Below are 12104 nucleotides of genomic sequence, written 5' to 3'. Positions count from 1 at the left end.
GGGCTTAGGCCCTAGGCTCCGTTGAAGAGATATGGTAGAACCCCTGCCGATGAACCATCAACGTCGATCCGACCCAGCGCACGACAGGATTCACGCCGGACGGCTCCGCGGCCTGGTCGGCCTCCTGGCCGTTCTCAGCCTCGCAGGCTGCCTTTCTCCTCCGACCCTGAATCGCGCCGTCCTCGCCTACGATGAGTCCATCACGGATGCCATTTCCAAACAGCTGCTCATCAACATCGCCAGGGCTCATCATCATCAGCCGGTTCACTTCACCGGCGTCTCGAACATCGCCGCCACATTCGATTTCCGCATCAGTGCCGGAGCGACGCCGGCATTAACCGGCGACGCCGGCAAAACCTTGCTGCCGCTCTTCGGCGGGAGTGTCGCGGAGAATCCGACCATCAGCATTGCACCGATCGAAGGGGAAGACTTCACGCGGCGTCTCCTGACCCCGTTTCAAGAAGGCAAATTCACGCTTCTCCTCCGGCAGGGCGGTGACATCGACCTGCTGCTTCGTCTCATGGCAAAAGAGCTTCGGCTGAAAAGCAACGGCGAGGATGTGCCCTATCGGAACAGCCCCGCCGACAAAAGCGGATACGAGATGTTTCGGAAGGTCGTCCTGCATCTCTCCGCCATTCAGGATGCCAATAAGCTCTACGCCGAATCGCTGCTCTTTGAACGCACCTGGACCATTCCGGGGGAATCCGTGACGGCAGAGGGTTTCAAAGCCCTGGAGCAGGAGTACCTCGTCACGTATAACCCACTGCAAAAAACCTACACCCTCCGCAAACCGGTCTCCGGGAGAATTCTCATCACGAACTACGACCCGGATACGCTCCCGCGCGAGGAACGCGTCAGGCTGCACGAAGAAGTGGACCAACGCCCGATGAACGATGTGGCGTTCGATATTCGCCCGGGGCACTATGGTGGCGAATGGCCGTTAAAAGGCGAGTTCCGGCTGCGAAGCTTCAACACCATGCTCAATTTTCTCGCTCAATCCATCGAGGAAGAACCCGAATACCACGTCGACAAGGATGTCCGGACACCGCCGTTCCTGGACAATCCGTCGAAGACGCTGGATCTCCTCGTCGAGGGTTCCTCGCCGTCCGGATCGGACTTGACGGTGCAGTCCCACGGCAAGTATTACGCCGTGAATGTCACGGGTCCGCTCGCCCGCTGGAACCGTGAAGCGTTCAAGTTGCTCTACCAGCTCTTCCAAATGACCGTCACTGAAGTCTCGCGCAGCGGTGTGCCCAGCATCACCATCGCAAAATAGTACCAGGCCCCTAGGCCGGGCCGTGGCTGCACTTTTGTCTTCCTGTCTCTTGCAACTCCACCGGGCTCTCCAGTAGGGTTGGGCCATCGACAGAAAGCGGGCCGCCCGGCTCTCGCCACGAGTGACGTACCCGTCCGCCCCTGATTCACACCCATGTACCGCAATGTCATCAGTCGCGCCCTGCCGTGGCAGTGGCTAGCATTCCTCATCAGTCTGTGTCTCGCTCTGCCCTCCCGGGCCGACGAAGTACACCTGCTGAATGGAGATCGACTGACCGGGACGATTCTCAAAATGGAGGAGCGCGTCCTCACCCTGCAGACCGACTACGGGGGTGAGGTGAAAATCGATTGGGGGAAAGTCGAGAGTCTGAAGTCCGACGGCACACTGAAGATTCTGGTGCCGGGCGAATCGCACGATGTACTTCGAGATTTTCTGTACGGCGCACAGGCCCTGCGGGAAACCAGAGAACTGGGGCCCGAGAGTCCCGTGCCCCTGGCCGACGTCACCGCCATCAATCTCGAGCCGCTCCGACTGACCGGGACGGTCACAGTCGGCGGCAACAGCACCTCCGGCAACAGCAGCACGAAAGCTTTCAACAGCGCCGCCCGCTTGACGATTCAAGCGTACCGCCAGCGACTGTTACTCGAAGGAAAATACAACTACGGGCAGGCCGGCGAGCTCGTGACGGCTAGAAATTCACTGGCCAGCGTGAAGCACAACTACTTCCTCAGCAAGCAAATCTTCATCGAATCCTTCGGCATGCTTGAAAAAGACACCCTGCAAAACCTCCAGCTCCGATCCACGATCGGTAGCGGTTTGGGATATCAGTTTTACGAGAGTGCCCGAACCACCCTCTCGCTCTCCCTCGGCCTTGCTCATGTGAGCGAGCACTTTACCAACAGTCCGAACACACAAACCCCATCAGGCCGATGGAGTCTGCGCTGGGAACATGCCGTATGGCCGGACCGCGTCAAAGTCTTCCACCGCCATGAAGGCTTCTACGACGTCAATGCCGGCAATGCGTTCCGCGTCAATGCGGACCAGGGAGTCCGGATCACGGTCTATAAGAATCTCTTCTTCAATGTGGAATACGACCTTCGATTGAATACGCAACCCGCGCCGGGACGGGAGAAAATCGACGAATCCCTCATTTTTGGTGTGGGCTACGAATTCAAGTGACAGCCGAGTGCCTAGCGGCGTTCCTATTTGCCCGCCGCCCGCTCACCCTGTTCGCCGTTCCCGGAGCCGGGAGTCACGGCTGCCGCTCGTCCGGCCAGCCGTCCGGTCGCCCAGGCCCATTGAAAATTGAATCCGCCGATCCGCCCGTCGCAATCGAGCACCTCCCCGACCAGATATAGGCCGGGGACCACCTTTGACTCCATCGTGCGGAAGTTGACCTCTTCGAGCGGAATTCCCCCGGCCGTCACTTCTGCAAAGTTCCACCCTCGATCGCGCACGACAGGAAACTGAAACCGGGTGAGCGCCGACAGGAGACGATCACGAGTGTTTCGTGACACCTGGGCGCAGGCCTGCTGCGGGTCGCCCTCCACATGACGACAGAGGGTCTCGGCGCATCGCTCGGGCAAGACTTCCGTCAATAACTTCAGCAGCGACCGCCGCGGATTCTTCGCCGCCTGATGCAGAAACCACTCCCGCGCCTGCTCCGTCGTGCGTCCGGGCAGGAAATTTCCATACACCTCCGCCGCCTCACCACGTTCTCTGGCAAGGCACCAGAATCGGCTCGCATCCATCACCACCGGTCCGCTGATCCCGAAATGCGTCCAGAGTAAGCTGCCGGTCCGCCGATCGACCGGCCTCCCCTGCACCACCGTCTGGATCTCGACCTCCTGTGAAAGCCCGGACAGCCCGCTATGAAAGCACCGATCGTCGAGGACCAGGGCCACCAACGCCGGGACAGTCGGCGTCACCCGATGGCCCAGACGTCGCGCGAGGCCATAACCCGAACCGTCACTCCCCGTCCGTGGCAACGACCGCCCGCCGGTGGCCAGGATGACACGCCGCGCGACGGTCTCGCCTTCTTGGTGCCGGATCACGAACTGGGCAGGCTCCGGCTTGTCCGCGCCTTGTGTGTCGTCAAGGCGGGCGATATCGGTGACTCGATGACCGGGACGAAGGACTATCCCGAGCGCCCGGCTGCGAGCAAGGAGCGCCTCCAATACGGTCCGCGCCTTGTCGGTCACCGGAAACAGTTTGCCGGTTTCTTCACACTTCAGATCGACACCGAGGGAAGCAAACCACTGGATCGTGTCCCGAACAGGGAAGGCCGCGAGCACATTGCGCACCAGGTGGCGGGTACCGAAAAAATCATCCGGCGTCACCACATCATGGGTGACATTGCACCGGCCTCCGCCTGACACCAGGATCTTGGCCCCGATGGTCTTTGCCCCGTCCAGCAAGTCGATTGTCAGGTAAGGATTTCGCTCGGCGGCAAAAATACCGGCCGCCAATCCCGCCGCTCCAGCCCCGATCACACAGAGATCAACCGTTGGAGGGATCATTCATTCGTCTCATCTTTTTGGCAAACCGCTGGCTGATACGTACGAGCATGGGCATGGCAGTCCTGCGGGTCGATCGACGGCGCGGCATATGATACAGTCCTGCGACAAGTTTCCGACCTTCATCTCACAATCCTGACCTATGGCCGGATCGACCCTGCGCATCGCACTTTTGCATCTGGCTCCGATACCCGGCGCCCTGGCGAAGAATCGTCACCTGATCGCTCACGCGATCACGAGAGCCGCCTGCCTCGGGGCCGGGTGGATCATCACGCCGGAACTCGCGGTCAGCGGCTACACCTTCGCCGACACACTCGGCACGGACTGGATCACCCCGCAGCCCGATCCTTGGATGGAGAAGGTTCGGCTGTTCGCCGCCAGGAAGCGCGTCACCATCTTCCTGTCACATCCCGAGCGGGACCCGCAATCCGGCCGACTTTACAACACCGTCTTCGCCATCGCCCCCGACGGACGCCTGGCAGGATCACATCGTAAGATCAATGCGCTGCGCGTCGGGTCCGAAGCCTGGTCGACTCCGGGCACGGAAACGACGGTGTTTCCGATGGAGCCGCTCGGGAACGTCGGGATGCTCATCTGCGCCGACGCCTACTCACCAGGCATTGCCAACAGCTTGAAGGCGAAAGGCGCGCAGGTCCTGGTCTCATCGGCGGCCTGGGCTCCTGGGCTGCATGGCCCGAACGGCGAATGGGAACGATGCACGAAAGACACCGGGCTGCCCCTCTTCGTGTGCAACCGCACCGGCGCCGACCGCACACTCGATTTCAGGAAGGCCGACAGTGTGGTGGCTCAAAACGGACAGCGGCTCCTCTCGATGTCCTCGGAACGGTCTACCATTTTCCTCATCGACTGGAACCTGAAAGCAGGAACACTCGCCTCGCCGGAATATCGACAGATCCTGCTCTAGCGACATACGCGGTGAAACGCATCGAGCGCATACCGTATCCCATCGTTCGTATCTCGTCCTGACGAGATACGAACGCGGACGGCGAGCGGGTCACAACGACTTCAAGAAGCTATCGAATAACGCAAGCCCGGCCTGCCAGTCACCGATACCGCTGTCTGCATTGATATGGCCGACTGCACCAACCTCCACAAAGTCACTGCCCCAATCAGCAGCACAACCCCGCGCATAGGCGACGGAACCGAACGGATCGTTGCTGCTCGCCACCACCAGACTGGGAAACCGAAGTTTCTCCGAAGGGACCAGCTGAAAACCTTGTGCAGCAGGCGGAAACATGGGGCCGGCAGGATCCGGGACTGCGACCAGAAACGCCGCACGAACAGGAAGCGAGGAACGTTTCGCCCAGTGGGCGACCAGCAGGCAGCCCATGCTATGCGCGATCAGCACAGGCGGAGCAGAAAGACGAGCCATGGCGGCATCAAGCCCGCGCAGCCATTCCGCACAGACCGGACGATCCCAGTCCCTCTGCTGCACGCGCTGCCACCCGGGATGCCGCGCTTCCCACAAGGTTTGCCAATGACCGGGCCCCGAATTACCGATGCCCGGAACCACCAGAGCCACCACCCCGTCGCTGGTCCTCTTATGACTTGGCACGTCCTGCGCGCTCCGCGAGCCAGGCGACGGCCCCCGCACCGGCGGTCCGGCCACTGGCAAAACAGGCCGTGAGCAGATACCCGCCCGTCGGCGCCTCCCAATCCACCATTTCTCCTGCGCAGAAGACCCCCGGCAACGCTTTGAGCATCAACCGCTTGTCGAGCGCCTCACAGGTCACACCGCCGGCCGTGCTGATCGCCTCCTCTAAGGGACGAGGCGCCGTCAGGGTGAGCGGCAAGGCTTTGATCGCGGCAGCCAGACGGGTCGGATCTGCAAAATCTTCCTTGGAAACAATCTCACGAAGCAGCCCGGCCTTCACCCCGTCGATATGGGCGCGCCGCTGCAAATGCGTGGCCATCGTCTTTTTTCCGCGCGGCTGAGAGAGATCTTTGATCAAACGCGGCAGTTCACGGTCCGGCGCCAGATCCAACCGCAGCGTGCCACGGCCGGTGGCTTCAATTTCATCGCGGAGGCAAGAGGCCACGGCATAGATCACGCCGCCTTCGACACCGGTCTCAGTGATCACGAACTCCCCCATGCGACGCATCACGACGCCGGTCGGTGATTTCGCCACCACACCCACCGTTTTCACCGGATGCCCCGCGAACTTGGTTCGGAAGTGTTCGGTCCACCCGACATCAAACCCGCAGTTCGCCGGGCGCAACGGAGCGATCGAAATGGAACGCCCCGCGAGCAGTGGCACCCAGGCACCATCAGAGCCGAGCTTGGGCCAACTGCCTCCACCCAACGCCAGGATGACCGCATCCGCCCGTACGGAACTCGCGCCTTGCGGCGTCTCGAAACGGAGGGCCTTCTGTTCATCCCAGCCCTGCCAACGATGCCGCACATGAATCGTCAATCCCGCCTGACGCAATCGCCGCAACCAGGCGCGCAACAGCGGTGCCGCCTTCATATCCGTCGGAAACACACGACCGGAGGAGCCGACATACGTCTCGACACCAAGCCCCCGCGCCCACGTACGAACCGCGTCGGCCCCGAACTCGGCCAACCAGGGCGCAACCTGCGCGCGGCGCTCGCCATATCGGCTGAGGAACAGGTCGGGCTGATCGGAGTGAGTCAGGTTCAGCCCGCCTTTTCCGGCCAACAGAAACTTGCGTCCCACCGACGCCATCGAATCGTACAGCGCGACGTGCGCCCCGCCGGCCAATGCCGCCTCAGCGGCCATGAGCCCGGCCGGCCCACCACCGATAATCGCGATCTTCACCTGTTACCTCTTCCTCGTCACAGTCAGAAACCACACCGGCCTCATACGCCCGAAGTCGGTCCGAAGGGGAGCCTTCAATATCGGGTTGGAATCTACCACGTACGACCGGCCGTTCTCTCGCACGAACACCACCCAATGCCAGAACGGTCGTCCCTGCTCCAGATGCCACTTGATGGCCAGCAACGCGCAATCCGGCAAATCGGTCCAGGAGCGAAACGGTTTGGTCGCCCGCGAGGGACGCAGACCGAATTGTGTCAGCAGCCGCCGCACCGATGCCGTTTCGGACCACAGCTTCGGATCTTGAGCAGAGATGCCCAACGACGCGGCAACGGCCTTCGCGCGAGCATAGGACACACCTGCCAACGCGGCCGCTGCCGCGATGCCACAGCCGGTTCGCTCTTCTTGAACAACGAGCCGGATCACAGAGGCAGTTTCATTTTCCGCCCGCCGGAAATGCTGAATCCCTGTCGTTCATAAAACGCCAGAGTCCGGTCGAACTGCGGAAGCGGAGGTGTCGTCACCTCCAGCCTGGTCCATCCTCGCGCGCGGGACACCCTTGCCGCCTCCGCCACGAGTGCTGTGCCCACGTTGCAGGACCTGAATGCCGGACGCACATACAGTTCCGGAATGGTGCCGAACGTGCCTTCCGCATAGAGAGAGCGACTTTCCGACAGGGTCAGAAAACCGGCAACCTTCTCGTCGTCATACGCCAACAACACCGTATAGGTCCCGTCAGCCAACCAGACCCGCGCCCGCCCTTCGGTCTCGACCCTGGAGAATTCGAACGCCTTCACGCCGATGGCTGTCATAATCTCCTGCAACAGCTCACCGACCAAATCGGCCACGAGCGGCGCATCGGAAGGTTGGGCGTGAGTGAGACGAATCGACATGGCGCGAACCTACCCGCAGCAGGCTCGCGCGTCAAGCACCGACACGTCACTCGGAACGAGAAGATTCGCTGCAGCCATCTTGATCTCGCTTGGGCGCCATCAATTGACAGACCAGAGTCTCGACCCTATAGTTGGCCTCATGCTGCGCATGAGAAGAATGGCCCGACACACCCGTGTGATCGCCTGGCTGACGCTGGTCGTCTCGCTCGCGATTACCGGAGATCTCATCATGGACCTTGCGTTCGAGGGGCCGGATCTCAGCACATCCGCCGAAGGAACTCCCCCTCCGGAAGAGCCCGACAATCCCGCCGAACATATCCTGATGGCGTCACAGAAAACCGATGGCCCGGTTGGTATCGTCTGGCCGGCCTGGGCATGGGTCGCCTTCGCGGCTCTCCTCATGTCCGCCTGCCTGCCGACCATTTCAAGCACACGAGCGGCCCCCACTCATGAGCGGCCGCCGCGCAGCAGCCCTATTCCGCTCCTCCTTCCCCTTCGAATCTAAACCACATCCAGCCTCTCCACTGACGGTTCCGTTGTTCATCACGGTGGGACCTGCTTTTATCATGGGAGCCTGCGATGCACTCTACTCATTGCGAGCGACGCGCGCGCGTATTGTTCCTTCCGATCATCCTCTCCTGTGCGATGGTCATCATTTTCCATGCTGCACCTGCACATTCCGCTCATGCAGAGGACGGAACCATTGCGATTCACAAGGTAGAAATCAGCGGCCTGCTGCATACCACAGAAGACACGATCCGGCGATTGCTTCCGCGGCCGATCCCCTCAGAATTCACTCGCACAGAGGTCGAGGAGTTTGAGAGACGCATCCGAAACCTCAGCCTTTTCGATCGGGTCCAGGTGGCGGCACATGATGGAAACCTGGCCGTGGATGTGCAGGAGAAGTTTTCCCTCTCTCCCATCTTGAGTTTTACGAGCGGCACCAGCGTCAAAGATCTGAATGCCACCGCCGGTTTCGTGGAATATAACCTGGGTGGTACCGGCACACAGATCGGGGGTCAGTTCAATTACAGCCAGCGAGGACCGAACGTGGATGTGTGGATCTCGGAACACGCATACCGACCGGACCACTGGGCGAAAGAAGTGAAGGGCTCCTACAGTAGTAACGGCATCCGCTTTGCCGATTCGAGCGCCACCTGGACGCGCAACCGCATCGGCGGCGAATTCGAACTCAAAGGACCCTTTGCCTATGGATCTCCCTTGCGCTATGAGGTGGTCGCCAAAATCTACCGTGAACTCGTCCAGGACCAAACAGGGACAGGGGGGCGGCCACCGGATGGCTACTATGTGGGTCTCATTCCCGAACTGACCTGGGACCGATACCATTGGCACGATCTGGTGCCATCCGGGTATCGCATCGCGCTGGAGCTCCGACCGGGGTACTTCCTCGGCGCGAACCAGCCGCGTCACGAGGCGCGCCTTCGATACCTCCAGGGAATCCCCCTGACTCCCATGACGGTCCTGATGATCAATACGGTCGCCGAGGCGGTGAACAACAGCCGCAATCCAAATCACAGTGTGTTGATGGGGAGTATCGCAGGAGTCAGAGGGCTCTCCGACAATCTCTATCGCAATCGGGCGCAGACCTATATGAACCTGGAGTTGCGGCATGCGATTCAAGTCGCACCACGCTGGGCACTGCAAGGAGTGCTCTTTTCAGATTTCGGCGCCTTTCAACCTTTTACCGAAGAGGGCAGTCAGAGGGATTGGATCGGCACGGTCAATGTCGGGGCAGGCATCAGGGTGGTGCCCACGTTTCTCGCCAACACATTGCTGCGTGTGGATTTCGCACAACTGCTAGCCCCAAGCCCCAATTCGCTTCTTCAAATCGGCATCACACAATACTTCTAACAATTCTACAGGGCACGAACCTACCCGCAGCAGATTCGCGCGTCAAGCAAGGTGGCTTCCGCTGTCGGTACGGTGGACTCACCGACAGCGGAGGTCACCGAAAGAGCATCGGATGAAGGACAGCAGAACAAGGCGGGACAAGCACATACGGCGCTCCTGCGGAACGATCGCCGGAGCAAGCGTCAGAACAGATATCGAATACCGACTAAGCCAAGGACAGACGTGGCATCGAACCGACCGGTCGCGCCCGATTGGGTCCACTCTCCCTTATTGAGCCGCCAAGCCACTTCCGTATTGAGACTCCAGTGAGGCGTCAACGGGATATCGAGTCCACCTGCGATTCGCGCCGCAAACGTATTGCCGTAATCCAGCGGAAGCACCCGCGTGGCCGTCGAGAACATGTTGAAATTCATGCCAAGGCCGACTGAGAGGTATGGAATCGCGGTGGTGGTTTGAAACGGACGCATTTCAATCGTCGGCATGACCGCGACGGTCAACAGATCACCGAAGGTGCCCGCCCCGTTCTTCACATCCACTGCTTGCTGCTGACCATCGACGGTCAGACCAAAACGAAAATAGGGAGAAAATTGATAGAGGAATTGGAGGCTGCCCGCGCCCCCCAACGAGGCAACCGCATTGGAGACATGGTCCTGCGTCGCCTGAGCCACACCGCCTCGAATCGAAATCACCCAATGCGGCTCTTCCGTTTTCACGTCAGGATCCGCGCCGCCTTCCTCAGCCTGGGCGGGTCCCCACCCCATGCCACACAACAGTCCCACCAGGACCACACCAATTGCGACCTTCGAACGCCTTGCGCCAGCCATTCTCCCACTCCTTGCTCGCCCTGCCCGGCTCATCAACCGGACACGAGCACATGTATTCGGTGCCCCCTGCCTATTGCCGAGGGCGCACTATCCATTAGTCGCCGGAAGGGAGGAAAGTCCTCTGAAGTGTTACCGCGAAGGAGGGAACAACCGTGGCAGTCGCGCAACAACCGGTCTATGAACGAGAGAACAGGATAGCGAAGTCGGCGAGGCGAGAGGAGTTGCAGCCGGTTGTCACGCCCTTACGCCCGCGACGTTCCTGATCACGAGAAAGTCAGCCGAACAGACCTTGCTTACGCGTGGGTTCTGCCGAGACGTCGCTCGCCGACGCCCAGGTGGAGCGCAGTGACATCGAGTTCCTGTTCTAAACGATGAAGGACTTCGTCGCTGATCGTGCCGTTATCCCGAAGCCCGATCAAGGCGACCCGCTCGGCCGTGAGCACTTCATGCTGCAGACGCTGGACCGATTCAGTGGTCGAGACGGACATCTGTCCCTCCGCCAGACTAGCCCGGGTGAGGCGCTCCAGCCGTTGGAGGTACCGCAGCCGCACCCGCTCGACCTGCTCCAGCGACACCCAGTTTTCTGTGACGACTTGATCCAGCCGATTCAAGGCCGCCGTCGCCGCATGTTCCCGCGCCGATGTTTCTTCCTGCTCCAGCCCATCGTCTTCTTTGAGATGCATCAGCCTGATGATCGGCGGCAAGGAGAGGCCCTGCAGGACCAGGGTCGCAAGAATCACGGTGAAGCTGATCAGAATAATTTCAGAGCGAAATGGAAACGGCACACCGGTGCCGGTTGTCACCGGCAGCGCCAATGCGGCAGCCAGAGTCACGATCCCGCGCATGCCGGTCCAGGAAATGAGAAACAGGGCGGACCATGGTGGCATCGGATCACGTGCACGCAATGTCGCGCTCACCCATCTGGGAATGAGAGCGGCCAACGGCACCCAGAGAAGCCGCACTACGATAGCGGTCGCGCTCACCCAGGCTCCGGCGATGAGCACCGGTGCGAACTGGCCCGGCGGCACCGAATCGCGTAACGCGCCCAGTTGCAGTCCGATGAGGATAAAAATGACTCCATTCAAGATAAAGATCAGCAGATCCCACACCGCGCGAGCCTGCAATCTGGTGGCCGGAGATACCGCGCCGCTGAACGACTGACGAAGGTACAGTCCACCAGCCACACAAGCCAGCACGGCAGAGGCATGCACCGACTCCCCGCACACCCAGGCGATGTACGGCGCCAGCAACGTCACGCCGATCTGCGTAAACCCGTCGTCCGTCGCGCAGAGCGCCCACCGCGTGAGCCAGGCCACACCAATGCCGATGACCACTCCCGCCAGCGCGGCGAATACAAACTCGAACAGCGTATGGCCGAGTGCAAACGACCCGCTCATTGCGGCGCCCACAGCCGCCCGATACAACACCAGCGCCGTGGCGTCGTTGACCAGACTTTCACCCTCCAGGATCGTGACGATCCGGCGCGGGATTCTCAGCCGTTTCCCGATGGCCGTCGCAGACACGGCGTCGGGCGGCGAGACGATCGCACCCAGCGCGATGGCCTCCGCCCACCCGATACCGGGCAAGAGCGCATGGGCCACGAACGCCACCCCGGCGGAGGTCGCCAGGACCAACCCGACCGCCAGCAGCGAAATCGGCCGGAGGTTCTGCCGAAACTCGCGCAGAGACGTGAAATAGGCGGCCGCCCATAAGATCGGCGGCAGGAAGACCAGGAACACGAGGTCAGGATGGAGTATCACTGCGGGTGAACCGGGCACCAGACCCAGCGCCAGACCACCCAACACGAGAAAGATCGGATACGGGATACGGATCTTCTGCGCGACGGTCGTCAGCGCGAGTACCACCGCAAGCAACATGATGATCACTTCGAGTTGATGCAGGCTTTTCATCGATGCACAAAACCG

12 protein-coding genes are annotated in these 12104 nt (G+C 60.9%); 5 read left to right on the top strand and 7 right to left on the bottom strand.

What is annotated here, in order from left to right; genetic code table 11:
• Positions 1 to 31 precede the first annotated feature (31 nt).
• Positions 32 to 1276, top strand: a complete 1245-nt coding sequence (locus H8K11_15005; GenBank protein ID MCS6265063.1) for a hypothetical protein — start codon at positions 32 to 34, stop codon at positions 1274 to 1276.
• Positions 1277 to 1429: 153 nt separating this feature from the next.
• On the top strand, positions 1430 to 2455 hold the full coding sequence (locus H8K11_15000) for a DUF481 domain-containing protein (protein MCS6265062.1): 1026 nt from the start codon (positions 1430 to 1432) through the stop codon (positions 2453 to 2455).
• Between the two features lie 23 nt (positions 2456 to 2478).
• On the opposite strand, the gene H8K11_14995 is transcribed toward H8K11_15000, so the two are convergent.
• Positions 2479 to 3795, bottom strand: coding sequence for an NAD(P)/FAD-dependent oxidoreductase (locus H8K11_14995; protein ID MCS6265061.1), 1317 nt, complete (start codon positions 3793 to 3795; stop codon positions 2479 to 2481).
• Between the two features lie 139 nt (positions 3796 to 3934).
• Between H8K11_14995 and H8K11_14990 the strand changes: the two genes are divergently transcribed.
• On the top strand, positions 3935 to 4717 hold the full coding sequence (locus tag H8K11_14990; GenBank protein ID MCS6265060.1) for a carbon-nitrogen hydrolase family protein: 783 nt from the start codon (positions 3935 to 3937) through the stop codon (positions 4715 to 4717).
• Positions 4718 to 4807: 90 nt separating this feature from the next.
• Here H8K11_14990 and H8K11_14985 read toward each other — a convergent pair whose 3' ends face one another.
• Genes H8K11_14985 through H8K11_14970 form a run of 4 tightly spaced genes read right to left on the bottom strand, consistent with a single transcriptional unit; the run spans position 4808 to position 7483 of the window.
• Positions 4808 to 5368, bottom strand: a complete 561-nt coding sequence (locus H8K11_14985) for a serine hydrolase family protein (GenBank protein MCS6265059.1) — start codon at positions 5366 to 5368, stop codon at positions 4808 to 4810.
• Positions 5355 to 6593: a TIGR03862 family flavoprotein gene (locus H8K11_14980; protein MCS6265058.1), complete on the bottom strand. Its 1239-nt coding sequence runs from the start codon at positions 6591 to 6593 to the stop codon at positions 5355 to 5357. The genes H8K11_14985 and H8K11_14980 overlap by 14 nt, the downstream gene beginning before the upstream one ends.
• Before the next feature lie 3 nt (positions 6594 to 6596).
• Entirely contained in the window at positions 6597 to 7016 is a 420-nt protein-coding gene (locus H8K11_14975; GenBank protein MCS6265057.1) for a hypothetical protein, read from the bottom strand.
• Complete coding sequence (locus tag H8K11_14970; protein ID MCS6265056.1) at positions 7013 to 7483, bottom strand: GNAT family N-acetyltransferase; 471 nt, start codon at positions 7481 to 7483, stop codon at positions 7013 to 7015. The genes H8K11_14975 and H8K11_14970 overlap by 4 nt, the downstream gene beginning before the upstream one ends.
• Before the next feature lie 157 nt (positions 7484 to 7640).
• Here H8K11_14970 and H8K11_14965 point away from each other — a divergent pair, with 157 nt between their 5' ends.
• Positions 7641 to 7988 carry a hypothetical protein gene (locus H8K11_14965; protein ID MCS6265055.1) on the top strand — a complete coding sequence of 116 codons (348 nt, stop codon included), beginning with the start codon at positions 7641 to 7643 and terminating at the stop codon, positions 7986 to 7988.
• 74 nt (positions 7989 to 8062) lie between these two features.
• Positions 8063 to 9355, top strand: a complete 1293-nt coding sequence (locus H8K11_14960) for a hypothetical protein (protein MCS6265054.1) — start codon at positions 8063 to 8065, stop codon at positions 9353 to 9355.
• Between the two features lie 182 nt (positions 9356 to 9537).
• Here H8K11_14960 and H8K11_14955 read toward each other — a convergent pair whose 3' ends face one another.
• Both H8K11_14955 and H8K11_14950 read right to left on the bottom strand, forming a co-directional pair.
• On the bottom strand, positions 9538 to 10179 hold the full coding sequence (locus H8K11_14955) for a hypothetical protein (GenBank protein ID MCS6265053.1): 642 nt from the start codon (positions 10177 to 10179) through the stop codon (positions 9538 to 9540).
• Positions 10180 to 10472: 293 nt separating this feature from the next.
• Positions 10473 to 12089 (bottom strand): Na+/H+ antiporter, encoded by a 1617-nt coding sequence (locus H8K11_14950; protein MCS6265052.1) that lies wholly within the window; start codon positions 12087 to 12089, stop codon positions 10473 to 10475.
• Between the last annotated feature and the right edge of the window lie 15 nt (positions 12090 to 12104).

This window comes from Nitrospira sp. (assembly GCA_024998565.1).
Classification (GTDB): Bacteria; Nitrospirota; Nitrospiria; order Nitrospirales; family Nitrospiraceae; genus Nitrospira_A.
This window is presented reverse-complemented; position numbering and strand designations above follow the sequence as displayed.